Consider the following 15013-nt stretch of genomic DNA (forward strand, 5'->3'; position numbering starts at 1 on the left):
ACGCTCACAACGGGAGGTACGTCAATGAACAATGTGCAAGCGGCGCAACGGACTGGCGCGAAAGTCGACTTCGATGCGGTCATCATCGGCGCCGGATTCTCCGGCATGTACATGTTGCATTCGCTACGCGACAAGCTCGACCTGAAGGTCACGGTGTTCGAGGCTGGCGACGGCGTCGGCGGCACGTGGTACTGGAACCGCTATCCCGGCGCGCGCTGCGACTCCGACAGCTACATCTACTGTTACACCTTCGACAAGAACCTGCTGCAGGAATGGAACTGGTCCGAGCGCTATCCGGAGCAGGATGAGATTTTGCGCTACCTCGAGCACTGCGCCGAGCGCTTCGACCTGAAGCCCGACATCCAGTTTGGCAAGCGTGTCGTCGAAGTGGTCTTCGATGACGCCACCGAGCTGTGGACCGTGCGCACCGACAAAGGCGATGCCGTCACGGCGCGCTTCGTCATTCCGGCCGTCGGTGCCCTGTCGATCGCCCACATGCCGCCAATCAAAGGGCTGAGTTCCTTTAAGGGCAAGTATTACCACACGAGCCAGTGGCCGCACGATGGCGTCGACTTCACCGCCAAGCGTGTCGGCATCATCGGCACGGGTGCAACGGCGGTGCAGGCGATCCCGGAGATCGCCCAGCAGGCGAAGCACCTCACGGTTTTTCAGCGTACGCCGAACTTCTGCGTGCCTGCGCGCAACGGTCGTGTCGACCCCGAGGTGACCAGGGCGCGCAAGGCCGATTACGACGGTATCCGCCAGCGCATTAAGGATTCCTTCTTCGGGTTCGAGCTTAATTTCATACCGAAGGCGGTGCTCGAAACAACGCCCGAGGAGCGCGAGCAGGAGTTCGACAAGATGTGGGACGCCGGTGGCTTCGCCTTCTGGCTGGCGAACTATCAGGACATGTTCTTCTCCAAGGAGGCGAACGATGTCATCGCCGAATACCTCAAGCGTAAGATCCGCTCGGTCGTCAACGACCCGGCGATCGCGGAGAAGTTGACGCCCAAGACTTACCCCTACGGCACCAAGCGCCAACCGCTGGACACCAACTATTTCGAGACGTTCAACAAGAAGAACGTGGCGCTGGTGGATGCGAGCACCGATGGTCCAATCGAGGAGATCACGCCGAATGGCATCCGCGCGGGTGGCAAGGAGTATCCGCTCGACATCATAGTCATCGCCACCGGCTTCGACGCGATGACCGGCCCGCTGAAGAACCTCGGTGTCAAGGGGCGTGGCGGCCGGGCACTGGCGCAAGAATGGGCGGATGGCCCGCAGACCTATCTCGGCGTGGCCATCACCGGTTATCCCAACCTGTTCACGATCACCGGCCCGCAAAGCCCCTCGGTGCTGTCGAACATGCCGGTCTCGATAGAACAGCATGTCGAATGGATCACCGAGTGCATCGCCCACATGCGAAGAAACAAGCTTGCCACGATTGAGGCAAGCCCGCAGGCGCAGGACGCATGGGGCGCCCATGTCGCCGAGGTCGTGAATACAACCCTGATGCCCGGCACCAATTCCTGGTACATGGGCGCCAACATAGAGGGCAAGGCACGTCGGTTCTTGCCCTACCTCGGTCCGGAGGGCGTCGGCGGATACCGCAGAAAGTGCGCGGAGGTCGCGGAGAACGGCTACGAGGGCTTTGTGTTCACGAGCGCAGGCCAAGGCGGGACCGTGCATACGATTGCGGCCGAATAACTCAACGAACCCTGATCGGGAGTTGCGTTCAATGTCGCGTCTCCCGGCATGGGCCGACCGCGCTTCGACGCCGTCTTGTGCCGAGGCTGCTTTTTAGATTCGCTTTACGACGTCGGCGCGAAAGCGAACGACCGCTTTGCGCCAAGCGGTCACCGACAACTGATAAGCTTATACATCTTTGCTTATCAGCCACGGACTCACTCCGTTTGTGTAATTTCCTTATCAGTCGCGAACTGGATAGCTTTCGTATGAAAGCTTATCAGTCGGTGAACTGACTCCGTCTTGCTCGAAAACTTATCAACCTTCAAAAGGCCGACGCGCTCAAGCTCCATGGAAGCAATCGCTGCATGTTCACGGCAAATTCGCTCTAGTCTACGGAATTCCCTTAGCTCTCGGTCCACGTGCCCTCCGCGAATGTGAGGCAATGATCACGTCAACGATCGACTGGTGAGAAGCGATGACCAGTAGGTTTCCAGTAAGTAAGGCTTGAGCAAAACGGGAAAATCAAGCAACTCATTAGCGGTGCTTAGAAATGGAACCCGAACACCACGGCGCCCTTTAGAGGCGCCGGGTGAAACGGCGGGCGTTGTCCACACCCACGACAGCCAGCAGCTCGCGCTCGTTGTTAAAGGTCGCAAAAAACGGCCCCAGCACAACTAGATGCCGGAGGCCGTTGGAAGCCTTGGCGGTAATGGGGGCGCCAAGATCTACTAAGATCTAGGAAGATTCGGCAATCGGGTCTGTATGCCTTCCGACATAGGTGGCGCCACTGCTCGCGCTCTCTGAATGATCCTTAGCCCGCGCAAAAAGCTACGACCCCAACCATTGGCAAGCTGGGGCCGTGCTGTCACTTAGCTTCCGACCTACGGGGAAAAGGCCAGAAGCGACTCAAAAATGCTCCGTACCTGAGAAGGTTCCTGAGCCGTGGGCCGTGGGGACAAACGCGGCCTTGTGCTTGGGGTTGAAGGCCCGCCAGCTCAGCCAGCCCCGGCGGGCCTTCCCTCACCTATGTTGGGCATCCAGCCGATTGTGAAATGGATCATACAGCAAGCTGGGAGCGCTGCAGTAGGATCATCTCACCGGGGCTGGCTACATATTTCACTTAGATCTTTTCACCCGGATTTTTTCGACAATGAGGCCGCAGCGGCCCTCCTGCTGCGGCCTTGATCTGGGGCATTTTATGGATGGCATCATGGCCAAGGAAAATTGTTTGATCGTTCGTGCTGCCGGAAGACAATTGGACCTGTTACGCGGTGAAGCTTCCCGCATCGCAAAAGGAGCCAAAGCCGATTGGTGGATTGATCACGTAGAGGTCGGAAAGCGCTTTTGCTTTGAAGATGCTGAGGCGAAAGAGTCATTCGCACTCGCTTGCGATAGCATCGGCATTCCGCGCCGAGACGGTTAGTCCAACGAACACCGCCGACCTTGTGAGCCGGGAGCTGAGCTTCAGAATTGCGATCCGGACTGACGACCGCAAGCGCATTGTAGCAAAGCGCTCAGCAAGCGTGAAGCGGCCTCGTTGTTATCCGCGGCGTTCTAGCCGCCCTAGCGCCAGCCGTATCCTTTGATGAACACGCATTCGCGGATGACCAACGACACGAAGGCCGCAATCAGGGTTCTGGGCAGCCTATTGACCAACCTCTTGCGCCCCGCCCAAGCCCGCGCGCAAGCCGCAGCGGCTGGCTCGGCACCCGGCGAGCGCCTATCCTCTTGCCATGATCAATGACGCCCCCCTCACCCGCCGCCGCTCCATCAATCCACATGAGGAGACCTGGCATGTCTACTTCACCGATGTCCGCGTCGGGACCATCGGCATGCGCGCCGGCGTACCTGTGCACGCCGATCAATGGGAATGGTCGGTCGGCTTCCATCCCGGCATGGATCCAGGCACCGGGCGAAGGGGCATAGCCGCCACCTTCGAAGCCGCGCGCGAGGCTTTCGAGTCCGCATGGTCGGGGCTACAGCCAAGCATCCCCCACAATGCCTTCGCCGAATGGCGCCACGATCGCGACTGGCGGGCCGAGGTTGCGGCCAAGCGTGCGCGGGGCGAGAACCCGACAGCGAAATTCGGAGCACGCTGATGCGTTGCGTCTGCGGGACCACATTCGATAGCTGGAAACCGGCCGAGAGCTACCAGCACCGCCAGCACGTCTATGCCGCGCAGGCGGCCAATGGGAGACGCCGATGAAGCACGCCACAGAAAGACCCTACGCGGACCTGGAGACGGCCGCGCGCAAGCTCGTCGAGCTCGCAGCCAACGTCCAGGCCGTGCAGGACGGTCGCATCTACATCGAGCGGATCAACGCGCCGTTCATGTTTGAGTTGAAGGGCAGCGGTAGCGAGTTCGGCGCCGCGCTTAAATACGCGATCGAACGCGGCTGGTTATGGAAGCACGAAAGCGGCACGTATGTGAAGCTGCTCAGGCCTGGAGAGAATCTTCTCGCTCGATAGGGAGCCGCCACCAATGTGGTGCTGCGCCGAAGCGGCGGCCCGCCTGACCACTTCGTCGGGCGGATGGCTTGAGTATGCGGTGACTGAAGGCTGGCCTGTCCGGAGCGCCCCAGCGTCATCATGCCCCTCGGCCAACTTTGATTCTTTCAAGCCATGTGCAGGCGCAGCCTGCTCCCTGTTTTACGATTGAGGACGGGCGGAGCTTCGCCCTTGTTCAGCTTCTCGGCCACAACCTCTGCCGATGAATGAGAGAGTCCAGTTAGAGGCGTCCCGTCCGGCGTGACTGCAGGCTGATCTGTTGAAGTGTCCAGCACTGTGAATCGGCCGTTCTTGGGATGCTCGTACCGAACGACAAAGCGGTCTGCCATGAGGATCGCCCTTTCCTTCATGGTTGCGCTCACCTCAAGTGAGTTTGTCGATGGCCCGGGGGCGGGCTCCCATTTGGCCGGCAAAAACCTGCAATACCCGCGCTACCTCCGGACGCAACTCGCGAGCAATATTCCTTATTACAGCAAGCTGTGCCTGTAGCTCAATAAGGAGTTCTAGGTGTCGCGGGTGTCATTTGGGCGGCGTCAAGGCGGGAGACCTTAGCCAGTCGCTTATGTGGGCACCCGTCTCGGCGGTCCTGGCTCGCTTTAGAAGGGCCTCGCGCTCGCTGCCAGCCGGCAACTATCGGCCATCGTTTTGAGTTTGGCGGCCGGTTCGGCCATTCGTTCTTACGCAAATAAGTCCGGCATTTTCGCCTTTTAGTCCATAGCATGCAGTTTAGCCCTTTTGGCCCATCAACCTGACATTGTACCTTGGTACAATGACCCAAGGGACATCCAACGAATATGGTCGCTCGTCGAACGACCTGCAGGCACGAGAAGGATTTTCAAAGGAATTTGACGCGGAAGAGGAATGACCGATGTTTGTGCGTATCACAACGGATCGACGACCTCAGCCCAACACGCTCGATGAATTCGGTTTAGCGAGTACATTCAGCCGAATAATCGGCCTCGGTGAGTTTACATACCGAAAAGGCACCGAAATCTTCGGCGAAAAAGAGCCCGCTGTATATGTCTATCAAGTCAAGCAGGGTGCGGTGCGAAGTTACAAGTTGCTCTCGGACGGTCGGCGTCAAATCGCTGCCTTTCACTTAGCGGGCGATATCTTCGGGCTTGAAAATGGCAACCAGCATCGATTTACCGCAGTGGCTGTCGTCGAAACCGTCGTGCGCCTGATTAAGCGAGAAAGCCTTCAATCGGCAGCCACTAGAGACGGAGTTGTCTCGCACAACCTGCTCAGCATGACCACCCGCAACCTGGAGCATGCAGAAAACCATATGCTGCTTCTGGGCCGAAAGACCGCGGTAGAAAAGGTTGCCGCCTTCTTACTTGAGATGGATTGCCGCACCGGAGCAGACAAGATGTCGCTCCCGATGACTCGTCTCGACATTGCGGACTATCTCGGCTTGACGTTAGAAACTGTTTCTCGCGTGCTAACTAGCTTGCGTAAAGCGGGCGTCCTTACGTTCGTCGACCACGATAGGCGAGAGATCATGTTAAACGACAAGCGGCGGCTTGCCGATTTCGATCCGCAAGGACCGGCACAGCCCTGATGCGACGGCCGCACTGGCATCGATGATAGAAAGCAGACTCTCCCACATCGATTATCGCGCACATTGCGAGAGTAGCGCGAAAGGTTCGTTGATTTAGATCAATTGGTTGCCGACGACAAGGTTCAGCGCTCGGCAATGAACAAGCCTTCCGAGTCCGATAAGCCCGAGCTCAAGCCCACGCGCTTGGAGGAGGCGCGCCGGATCATTGAGGATTACGCGAATGACCTTCGCGAGTTAATCCGAAAGCTCCGTGAGAAGATGAATTGAAGCGGATTGGATTACGGACCCGGCCCTACCCTGAGTACCCAGCCTAAGCAATTTCCAGCGGTTTTCGGACCGCCTCTACCAGCGCGTATCCCGCGGCCGTCAGATGAATGCCGTGAGGAAGGAAATAGGTCAGGTCGGCCGTGTTCTGGAGCTGCGGAATGGAGCCGATGTCAGGAACGACATAGCCGTTTGCCACCGCTCCGGCGATCAGCAGCGAGTTATAGTAGTTACGGCAATCCCCCCCGAAATTTCCCGTTCCGACGTTGAAGTTGGTCCGTGGGAGGATCGTCGAAGTGACGATCTTGGTGAAGCCGGCTGCTTGAGCCGTAAGCGTCGTTCCGCTCCCACCTTTTCGGGGCAGATGGGATAGGCGAGTTTCACGATCTCTTTGAAGGGATCGGTTTGTGTCTATGTTTGACCATACGCTTAAGTCGGATGTAACGGCGCGCCGGCTGGAAGTGATCACGGAGACGGGACGACGTCGTTGGTTCTCCAAGGACGACAAGGCCCGGATTGTCGAGGAGACGCTGGTACCAGGCGCGGTCGTTTCCGAGATTGCCCGGCGACACGGGCTGACCCCACAACAAGTATTCACTTGGCGCCGGCAAGCGCGCCGGCAGCCGGCGCCGATGGCTAACGATCCGCAGTTTGTACCTGCGGTGGTAGACGCCATGGCGCCGGTCGCGGTTGCGGGCCGTGAGCGCAAGACAGCGCGACGGAAGGCCAAGCCGGATGTTGGGGGCATCGAGATCGAAGCCGAAGGCGTCACTATCCGGGTCGGCCAAGGCGCGGACGTGGCGATGATTGCGGCCATCGTCCATGCGTTGAAGGCAAGCCGGTGATCGGCCCGTCCGGCACTGTCCGGGTGATGGTGGCAACCAAGCCAGTCGACTTCCGCAAGGGAATGGAAGGGCTTGCTATGTTGGTACGCGAGCACATGAAGGCCGATCCGTTCTCGGGTGCTGTTTATGTCTTCCGTGCCAAGCGCGCGGACCGGATCAAGCTGATCTTCTGGGATGGTACGGGTTTGTGCCTGTTCGCCAAGCGGCTCGAGGAAGGCGTCTTCCGCTGGCCGAAGATCGAGGATGGCGTGATGCGTTTGTCAGCGGCAGAATTGTCGGCGCTGCTCGAAGGGCTCGATTGGCGGCGTGTCCACGCGGCACGGGAGACGGTCGTCCCGACGCAAGCCGGATAATTGTGGGCCGCGCTGCGGCGAAGTGAATCAGAGGCATCGAGTACGTCGTCAGGCGGGCGCGAATATGCTCTGATTTGCCCGTGAGCGATAACCTTCCTGATGATCCCGAGACGCTGAAGGCGATGCTGCTTGCCGAGCGGCACGAGAGCGAGCGGCTGCGCCAGATCATCAAGGAATTGCAGCGTCATCGCTTTGGCCGGAGGGCGGAGTCGCTTCCTGAGGAACAGATGCTGCTGGGCCTCGAGGACGTCGAGCAGGTCGCGGCCTCTGCCGAGGCCGGTCAGGACGAGACCGCCCCGGAAGGTCGGGCGGAACGGGCGCGCAAGCGCCGCGTCAACCGCGGGGCACTGCCGGCGCATCTGCCGCGGATCGAGGTCGTCGTCGACATCGACGACAAGACCTGCCCCTGCTGCCAGGGCGAACTGCATCGGATCGGTGAAGACAAGAGCGAGCGGCTGGACATGGTGCCGGCGCAGTTCCGCGTTGTCGTTACCCGGCGTCCCAAATACGCCTGTCGTGCCTGCGAGGATGGTGTCGTGCAGGCCGAGGCTCCGGCCCGGCTGATCGAGGGCGGCCTGCCGACCGAGGCCACGGTCGCCCAGGTTCTGGTGTCCAAATATGCCGATCATCTGCCGCTCTACCGGCAGGCCCAGATCTATGCCCGCCAGGGCATCGCTCTCGATCGATCGACGCTGGCGGACTGGGTTGGGCATGCCGCCTTCCACCTGCGCTCGCTGCATGAGCGCCTTCTCACGATGCTTCGAGCGAGGTCCAAGCTGTTCGCCGACGAGACGACGGTGCCGGTGCTCGATCCCGGTCGAGGGCGCACCAAGACCGGCCAGCTCTGGGCCTATGCCGCCGACGACAGGCCCTGGGGCGGCCTCGATCCGCCCGGCATCGCCTATGTCTATGCACCCGACCGCAAGGCCGAGCGGTTGTTCAGCCATCTTGCCGGCTACAAGGGCGTCCTGCAGGTCGATGGCTACACCGCCTATCCAAAGCTTGCCGAGCGCGGCGAGGTCGAGCTCGCCTTCTGCTGGGTGCACATGCGGCGCAACTTCTACGAACTCGCGACGGCGGGCCCCGCGCCGATCGCAAGCGAGGCGCTGAAGCACATTGCCGCATTCTACGCGATCGAGAAGGAGATCCGCGGCCGCAGCCCGGAGGAGCGCCGTCTCGTGCGTCAGCAGAAAAGCCGACCGCTGGCCGATGCCTTCGAGGCTTGGCTACGCGCCAAGCTGGCTCTCATCAGCCAGAAGATCAAGCTCGCCGCCGCCATCCGCTACGCTCTCTCGCGCTGGCAGGGGCTGACGCGCTTCATCGATGACGGTCGCATCGAGCTCGACAACAATACGGTCGAACGATCGATCCGCGGCATCAAGCTCAGTCGCAAGAACGCGCTGTTTGCCGGATCCGACGGTGGTGCCGAACACTGGGCGGTCGTCGCGTCCCTGGTCGAGACCTGCAAGCTCAACGACGTCGATCCGCTTGCCTATCTCACCGACGTCCTGACCAGGATCGTCAGTGGTCATCCGAACCGCGACATCGACCAGCTATTGCCTTGGGCCTACCGCACTCAGTTCCTCAAAGCCGTGGCCTGATAACGACGCTTACCTTGAGCCGCCACCACGTATAGCAGAAAATAGTTGTTGTAGAGGTTTTGCGCCGATGCCGCATTACCGGTCTGCGCGTCCGCTACGCTCGCATAGGTGATGACGCCGATACCGTTGGTCGGATCGATGATGTGGAGGACGTTTCTCGCCTTGGTCGCATCGAAGAGCCCGAGCACGCGCGCGCGGTTGGTGTAGGCCGTGGCGAGCGTCTGGCCGGCCAGCCCCATATTGTAATATTCCCACGACGTCGCCTTGCGGGCCGCGGGCCAGCTATGGGTAAAAATGCGAAGAATGCAGAGTGAGCAAGCACACCTGAAAGGTGCCGCTACTTACTGCTGCTGGTTGGCAAGGAGAAGCAACACTTTGCGGCGCTGGTCGGAGCGGCCATGTGTTCGGCCTGTTTGCGCGGTTCACGTGACCGCTGGCCATAGCCCTCCGCGGATCAGGTCCCATAAGGCCGTTGTGTTGAGCGCATCCCTTGATGCGCTACCAGGGAAGGTTAGCGATCGCGTAGGCAACAAACGCCAGTAGCGCAATCCAAGCGAACGGCACGCACCAAGACCCCACTGCACGCTACGTGCTGAGGCCTCGCGTAGCACGGCCGCCTACAGCGATAAAATCATCCATACCGCCCCCAACGCACTGAAGATCGACAGCACGACAAAGCCGAACCGATATGAACGTTCCGCCCAATCCATAAGCGTCCCCTGCTTATGCAACCTGTGATGAGCCATATCGTTTGAGGGTTGTGGCCGAAAAGAAAGTAACATTGACGTAAGTGCACTTTTTGGCCCACTGAGGCGCTCTCGCAACACCCACAGTTCGTGCTCCGGATCGAAAAAGGGGCAATCCGATGATAAACCGGATGGCAAAGAAGGCTCCGCCGGCGACAATGGCTGTCGCACCAATCGCGAGCACCACTCTCCAAGCCTCTCCAATCGCGCCTCGTACAAAAAAAGCCCCAGCATCGGGCCGGGGGGCATGGTGATGCTGGGGCCTCCGGACAGGCTCTTGTCTTGCGGGACAAAGACCGTCACCGCGAAACAGAAGCCGCGACACCGTCTAGACGTTCCTGGGCCAAGTCTTAATCTGTGGTGCTGTGGCTGAATCCCCACATCTTGCCCGAGGACGCGCGGGATCTAAGCCGCGCTGCCCTCGGGTGCAACTGTCCGGTCCAGCCCGGATTCCGTCGCCATAGGCAAACCTACGCGATTCCGACGTTCGGCAGACCGAAGCGCCCCCTTTTCCACACCCACGATCGGCAGTAGCTCGTGCTCATTTCGAGCCGTCAGGAATCGATACGCAGATTTTGGCGCGTGGTTTCAGGAACGTTCGCGTGGTGCCGTCATTTGGAGAGCGATGACGAGCACGACCGTAGTTCTCATTCCTGGCATGCTGAAAGCCCTTCGTCTGGCGCGCATTTACGGCTTTATGGTCGAGCGCAGAGACGGCCTGTATTACCCCGGCAGCAACCTGCCGGCATGCCCGAAGGCTTTGGCAGAGAAGATGGTTGAAGGCGGCTGGCTGGTGAAACAGGGGGAGCGTTATCAGCCTACAGAGAAGGGTTGGAAAGCAGGAGAAGCCGGCTAAAAAGTTTGGCTGCTGTCTGAGTGCGCCATGCCAGGGTTCAATGCCCGGAGGTTATTTCAAAGTGGAAGCGGCACAGTTTAAGCAACGGCTCCAGCCATTGGCTAGCTGGAGCCGCGCTGTCATCAAGCTTCCGACCCACGGGGTTTAGGCCAGAAGCGACTCAAGAATGCTGCATGAAGATGCCCTCGGAGCGGCCCCGCAGCAGCCGGGCCAGATTGGCCTTGCGCATGGGACAGCGGCAACCTGCGCAGGTCGTCGCCCTGGCCCGCCAGTATGTCGAAGGCGTAGAGCTGCACCTCCGCGTTGTACTTGCCGGAATGCAGGCCACGGAAGTCGGAGACGCCGTCGACGCCCAGGAGCACCGCCTCGCCATCGATCACTGCCTGAGCTTGCGCGCGACCTCGACAATCCACGGGAACCGCTTCGTATAGTCCGCCCCACCCTTCGTGATCAGACGCACCCGGTCGCCCTTGCGGATGACCTGCAAGCGATAGCCGTCGTATTTGACCTCATGGAGCCAGTCGGGGCCGGTCGGAACCCGGTCCCGTTTAGTCGGCAATGAAAGCTGAAACATCGGACGAAAGATAAGCTGAAATTATCCCGGCTCAAGAGTACCGGCACACGCCCGGCCCTGAGGAACGGCCCCCGTGCTGCCAAGTTTACCTGATGCCCTGCCCTAACAGGGCACCCCTGCATGTACCCCAGCTCGTGAACACCCCTGTCCGCGGGCTGGGACTTTTACACAAACGTCTGCGGCCTTGCCGCCGTCATCTGTCCTTCCGTAGGACGACGCCGGGGCCGAACGACCCCGATCAGGCGGCGACGTCATCCGCGCCGCGAAGTTGTATCGTCCGAGCGGCGAATCCTGAGCATTGAGCATCCGGATGGTTCTGGACGCTGCATCATTTGTCCGTAAAGAATGTGAGGAGCACTTTGCCTTTTTCGCCGATCAGGCAAAGAAAAGTCCGACGGGTGTCGCTCTTACCTTTTTCAAGATAGGCATCCCCGATCACGATGGTGCGAATGATCGTGTCCTCGACTTTTGCATTGGCCTTTGCAATCGTCACTCCATCAACGTCAAACGAGATATCTTTTATCGCGGGACTGCGTTCTTTCAGCGCGATGAGTCCAGTTGTGCGGCAGGCCTCAAGTTCCGGAGGGAGGTTTTGGGCAACAACAACACTGAGAGGACACGCGGCCACAATACTGAAGAACGCGAAGCAGTACAGTGATCGGATGCTCATGTGACGCCTCCCCTTCAAACCACGAACTGTAGACCCGTCGGCGCAGGTTGGTGCGTTCACTTTGGTACACAATTGAACATTTGGTGGTCCTCCCGCCCCCCGGAAAAAAGGCCCGAGGTCGCCCTCGGGCCTTTGGCATTTTCAGCGGGCGTCTGGTTCAGAGCCACAGCCACGCGAATAACGACGTGATGAGGGCCCAGCCTATGAGCTTTTCAGCGAGAACCTGCGCATAGCGAAAGTCGTTCGCGCCGTAGGCATCGAGGTCGAGCTGGCGCATTGCTTCCGAGAAATAGCCGCCGCTCACGAGGACAAAGAGCACTGCCATGATGACGTGGTAAGTCTGGTCGCTCATGGCTGCAACTCCTCGGGCTTGGTGCCGGTGTCGAGCATCAGGTTGACAAGCAGCGCGATGTGGCGCGGCACGGCCAGCTCGCCGCTGACCCACCTGCGCACGGCGCGTGGCGTCGCGGCGATGGTCGAATCAACCGGCGCCCGGCTCGGGTGTATGGACGCATCCCGACAAATGCCTATGTCCGATTGGCGAACACGTCGTTCGCCAATGACGAATACTGCGTTCACGACCATACTGGCGCCTCTGGTGGCACGCCAATGATGCGCTTAATTTGTCCTACAATGGGACTGGCGATGACGACTTCAAAAATCCGCTCCCGCCCCTATCTCAGCCCTATGCTCTCTGCGTTCGACTTTTGCCTGCCGACCGCCGCCAAGATGATGCCGGCCGGCCCCGGCTGGAAAAGTTAGGAACGGCTCCACCTGGTGCAGCATTCTGTCGTGGCGCGCGTTGCTATGAATACGGGATGACTCTTGGTTGGAAAGCCGCAGTTTCATGGACCGGTTGCAAGAAGTTGCGACGAAGAAGGTTTTCGCAATTATTGCAATCTTTTGCTCGACGGATTCCAAGTCCGCGTATTCCTGAACGATGCGGAGCAGATCGAATACACTGCGGCAAATCCTGAAGAAGGGTGGGTTCGGGTAATTCCTCCCGGCAACTCGTTGTCCGCTCGCGTTACTCTGACGGGCTATGTTGAGATCAGGATTGAGCGAACGTCCAGATCAGGGCGCACGTGAAGAGCCGCCTAGCTCTTCTTTGCCTTTTTCTTTTTGGTAGCTTTCTTCTCAAGCCGCACGCCCTTGAATTTCTTTGCGGCCTTCTTGCCCTTCGCGGGCTTCTTGACGCCCATGAATTCGCCGGACGCCTTGTCGCGCTTAGTGAAGGCGGAAGCTCCACCCAATGTCGTCTTCGTCTGCGAACGCTTCTTGACCGCACCTTTGCGAGCGTTGTCGCCGGTGGGCTTGTTGACCGCCATTTCGTCCTCCCGATATTGCTTTGCCTCTCTGGTGCTGCTGCTCACAGTTTCTGGAACGAATCGGGCCCCGGCAAATTGAATCCCGGCTTTGTGGAGTTGCGTATCTATGGGTCAGTCCCGGTGGATCCCTTCCATTATTCCGGCCTATGAGCCGACCGTTTATCTGGTCGCGGACGATTTTGGCCGCGCCGGCAGCGCTTGGCGCGAGACGGACATGGAAGCGGCCGACCTGGAGACGGTCATTAAAGACTGATGGCGGGCCAGTGCAAACGACCTATCAACGTCTTCGCCTTCAACACTTCGGAGCGCTGGTCCGAAGATGTGTCAGAGGATGTCGCTCGCGAAATTCAACATCGCTGTAACCTCCAACTGAACGACGTCCCCTCGCATCTTCAGGAGTTCGTCGATCGCTACGCGCCTCAAGATGCGCAGTTCAGCCTGCGCCTCGTGTAACCATGGCCTTCCAGCGGAAAAAGCCGGATGCACTCGGCGTCAAGGCGCCCCTGCCCGGCTTCATCGCGCCGGCTCTCGCCTCCGCGACCGACCGCGTGCCATCCGGCGAGCGTTGGATTCACGAAATCAAGTTCGACGGCTATCGCGTGCAAGTCCACCTCGCCAACGAAGCCGTCAAGGTCTTCACACGGCGCGGCCACGACTGGACCAAGCGTTTCAAGAAGGTTGCCGATGACGCCTGGCACATCAAGGCGAGCTCGGCCATCATCGACGGAGAGATTGTCGTACCTGCCACCGACGGCTCGACGGACTTCTCGGTCTTGCAGAATGAGCTCAAAGGCAAGTCAACGAAGATCGTTCTGGTCGCTTTCGATTTGCTCTACCTCAACGGCAGGGACATCCGGAAGTTACCGCTGTTTCAGCGCAAGGCGGAGCTGAAGAAGATCATTGCCGGCACCGACGTTCAGTTCAGCGCGAGTTTCGAGATCGACGGGAACGAGATGTTTGCCCATGCCTGCAAGGTCGGGCTCGAAGGCGTCGTCTCCAAGGTGCGCGACAGCGTCTACCCGGTCGGCCGCACCAACAATTGGGTCAAGAAAACCTGCGCCCAGCGCGAGACACTCACCATCGCCGGCTTCGCGCTCGACGACGGCAAATGGGACGGCATATACCTTGCTCGGCGAAAGGGTTCTGACCTGGTTTACGCTGGCAAGGTCGACCATGGCTTCGACAAGACGTCGGCGGCCGAGCTGCGGCGGCGCCTCGAGCCGCTGGTCCGGAAGACACAGCCCTACGCGAAGCGGATAGCGCACAAAGGCATCTGGGTCGAACCGAAGCTGCTGGCGGAGATCGAGTACCGGGCCAAGTCGGCTGAAGGCAAGGTGCGGCATCCGTTCTTCAAGGGGCTGCGCGAGGATCTGTAACGGCGGCGATCGGCGACGATTTTTTTCAACGCCTCTTGAAACCAAAACCGACTCTGCTAATTTTTTTGTCGCCATCTGACGATGGTGTCCGGGCGCCTGATGGGCCCGGGCCAAGAGACGGGCACCGGTTGTGTCCGGTGCCGCTCGTAGACATCTTGCTCTTAGGAGGATTTGGCTATGCGCACCCACGATTTTGCCCCCCCTCTGGCGCTCGACCATTGGTTTCGATCGCCTTTTCGACCTCGCAGAAACCGCTCAGCGGGCCAGCGAGGACAACTATCCGCCCTACAACATCGAACGGCTGGCGGATGATCGCTATCAGATCTCGCTGGCGGTGGCGGGTTTCTCGCCCGAGGACATCGTCATCACCGCCGAGCAGAACGTGGTGACGGTCGAAGGCAGCAAATCCGACAAGACCGAGCGTGATTTCCTCTATCGCGGTATCTCGCACCGCAGCTTCAAGCGCCAATTCAGCCTCGCCGAATATGTCCAGGTGAAAGGCGCCGCGTTCGACAACGGCTTGCTGACCATCGAACTCGTCCGCGAGATCCCGGAAGCCATGAAGCCGCGCCGAATTGCCATCGGTGCTGCCTCGGCCGGCAACGTGCCGAAGCTGGAAGCTAAGGCCGCCGCCTAGCGCAG

The 15013-nt window shown here is 59.7% G+C and carries 20 protein-coding genes and 1 pseudogene; 13 read left to right on the forward strand and 8 right to left on the reverse strand.

What is annotated here, in order from left to right; genetic code table 11:
- The first annotated feature begins 24 nt into the window (after positions 1–24).
- The 6 genes from AB7245_RS46470 to AB7245_RS46495 all read left to right on the forward strand — a co-directional run bounded on the left by AB7245_RS46470 (position 25) and on the right by AB7245_RS46495 (position 5758).
- Positions 25–1707, forward strand: a complete 1683-nt coding sequence (locus AB7245_RS46470) for a flavin-containing monooxygenase (RefSeq protein ID WP_439035959.1) — start codon at positions 25–27, stop codon at positions 1705–1707.
- A 1192-nt stretch (positions 1708–2899) separates the two neighbouring features.
- A complete protein-coding gene (locus tag AB7245_RS46475; protein WP_162479163.1) occupies positions 2900–3112 on the forward strand; it encodes a hypothetical protein in 213 nt (70 codons plus the stop codon).
- Positions 3113–3422: 310 nt separating this feature from the next.
- Complete coding sequence (locus AB7245_RS46480; RefSeq protein WP_439035960.1) at positions 3423–3788, forward strand: hypothetical protein; 366 nt, start codon at positions 3423–3425, stop codon at positions 3786–3788.
- A 103-nt stretch (positions 3789–3891) separates the two neighbouring features.
- Entirely contained in the window at positions 3892–4158 is a 267-nt protein-coding gene (locus AB7245_RS46485) for a hypothetical protein (RefSeq protein WP_354099268.1), read from the forward strand.
- 366 nt (positions 4159–4524) lie between these two features.
- Positions 4525–4686, forward strand: coding sequence for a hypothetical protein (locus AB7245_RS46490; RefSeq protein WP_354099267.1), 162 nt, complete (start codon positions 4525–4527; stop codon positions 4684–4686).
- A gap of 379 nt (positions 4687–5065) precedes the next feature.
- Positions 5066–5758 (forward strand): helix-turn-helix domain-containing protein, encoded by a 693-nt coding sequence (locus AB7245_RS46495; protein ID WP_439035961.1) that lies wholly within the window; start codon positions 5066–5068, stop codon positions 5756–5758.
- Between the two features lie 310 nt (positions 5759–6068).
- On the opposite strand, the gene AB7245_RS46500 is transcribed toward AB7245_RS46495, so the two are convergent.
- Entirely contained in the window at positions 6069–6221 is a 153-nt protein-coding gene (locus AB7245_RS46500) for a hypothetical protein (protein WP_354099265.1), read from the reverse strand.
- A gap of 214 nt (positions 6222–6435) precedes the next feature.
- Between AB7245_RS46500 and tnpA the strand changes: the two genes are divergently transcribed.
- From tnpA to tnpC, 3 genes are all read left to right on the forward strand, one after another.
- A complete protein-coding gene (tnpA, locus tag AB7245_RS46505; protein ID WP_063980519.1) occupies positions 6436–6867 on the forward strand; it encodes an IS66-like element accessory protein TnpA in 432 nt (143 codons plus the stop codon).
- Entirely contained in the window at positions 6864–7220 is a 357-nt protein-coding gene (gene tnpB, locus AB7245_RS46510) for an IS66 family insertion sequence element accessory protein TnpB (protein WP_063980520.1), read from the forward strand. Before tnpA ends, tnpB begins: the two co-directional genes overlap by 4 nt.
- Positions 7221–7342: 122 nt before the next feature.
- Entirely contained in the window at positions 7343–8821 is a 1479-nt protein-coding gene (gene tnpC / locus AB7245_RS46515) for an IS66 family transposase (protein WP_063986009.1), read from the forward strand.
- On the opposite strand, the gene AB7245_RS46520 is transcribed toward tnpC, so the two are convergent.
- Positions 8797–9060, reverse strand: coding sequence for a hypothetical protein (locus tag AB7245_RS46520; protein ID WP_162478975.1), 264 nt, complete (start codon positions 9058–9060; stop codon positions 8797–8799). The genes tnpC and AB7245_RS46520 overlap by 25 nt on opposite strands.
- 1132 nt (positions 9061–10192) lie before the next feature.
- On the opposite strand from AB7245_RS46520, the gene AB7245_RS46525 reads away from it, so the two are divergent.
- On the forward strand, positions 10193–10423 hold the full coding sequence (locus AB7245_RS46525) for a hypothetical protein (RefSeq protein ID WP_085398234.1): 231 nt from the start codon (positions 10193–10195) through the stop codon (positions 10421–10423).
- A gap of 122 nt (positions 10424–10545) precedes the next feature.
- Here AB7245_RS46525 and AB7245_RS46530 read toward each other — a convergent pair whose 3' ends face one another.
- From AB7245_RS46530 to AB7245_RS46555, 6 genes are all read right to left on the reverse strand, one after another.
- Positions 10546–10803, reverse strand: coding sequence for a hypothetical protein (locus tag AB7245_RS46530; protein WP_341850583.1), 258 nt, complete (start codon positions 10801–10803; stop codon positions 10546–10548).
- Positions 10800–10982 (reverse strand): ATP-dependent DNA ligase, encoded by a 183-nt coding sequence (locus tag AB7245_RS46535; RefSeq protein ID WP_341850582.1) that lies wholly within the window; start codon positions 10980–10982, stop codon positions 10800–10802. Before AB7245_RS46535 ends, AB7245_RS46530 begins: the two co-directional genes overlap by 4 nt.
- A gap of 343 nt (positions 10983–11325) precedes the next feature.
- A complete protein-coding gene (locus tag AB7245_RS46540) occupies positions 11326–11667 on the reverse strand; it encodes a hypothetical protein (protein ID WP_439035962.1) in 342 nt (113 codons plus the stop codon).
- Between the two features lie 157 nt (positions 11668–11824).
- A complete protein-coding gene (locus AB7245_RS46545; RefSeq protein ID WP_085398232.1) occupies positions 11825–12019 on the reverse strand; it encodes a hypothetical protein in 195 nt (64 codons plus the stop codon).
- Entirely contained in the window at positions 12016–12252 is a 237-nt protein-coding gene (locus AB7245_RS46550) for a hypothetical protein (protein WP_144030543.1), read from the reverse strand. Before AB7245_RS46550 ends, AB7245_RS46545 begins: the two co-directional genes overlap by 4 nt.
- Positions 12253–12764: 512 nt before the next feature.
- Entirely contained in the window at positions 12765–12995 is a 231-nt protein-coding gene (locus AB7245_RS46555) for a hypothetical protein (protein WP_038960229.1), read from the reverse strand.
- A gap of 106 nt (positions 12996–13101) precedes the next feature.
- On the opposite strand from AB7245_RS46555, the gene AB7245_RS46560 reads away from it, so the two are divergent.
- From AB7245_RS46560 to AB7245_RS46570, 3 genes and pseudogenes are all read left to right on the forward strand, one after another.
- Positions 13102–13248 (forward strand): hypothetical protein, encoded by a 147-nt coding sequence (locus tag AB7245_RS46560; protein ID WP_231145604.1) that lies wholly within the window; start codon positions 13102–13104, stop codon positions 13246–13248.
- 202 nt (positions 13249–13450) lie between these two features.
- Positions 13451–14371: a non-homologous end-joining DNA ligase gene (gene ligD / locus AB7245_RS46565; RefSeq protein WP_231145603.1), complete on the forward strand. Its 921-nt coding sequence runs from the start codon at positions 13451–13453 to the stop codon at positions 14369–14371.
- Positions 14372–14548: 177 nt separating this feature from the next.
- Positions 14549–15008: pseudogene (locus AB7245_RS46570) on the forward strand (Hsp20 family protein).
- Positions 15009–15013: the final 5 nt, after the last annotated feature.

It is taken from the genome of Bradyrhizobium sp. 604_D8_N2_3 (assembly GCF_051810765.1).
Lineage (GTDB): Bacteria > Pseudomonadota > Alphaproteobacteria > Rhizobiales > Xanthobacteraceae > Bradyrhizobium > Bradyrhizobium barranii.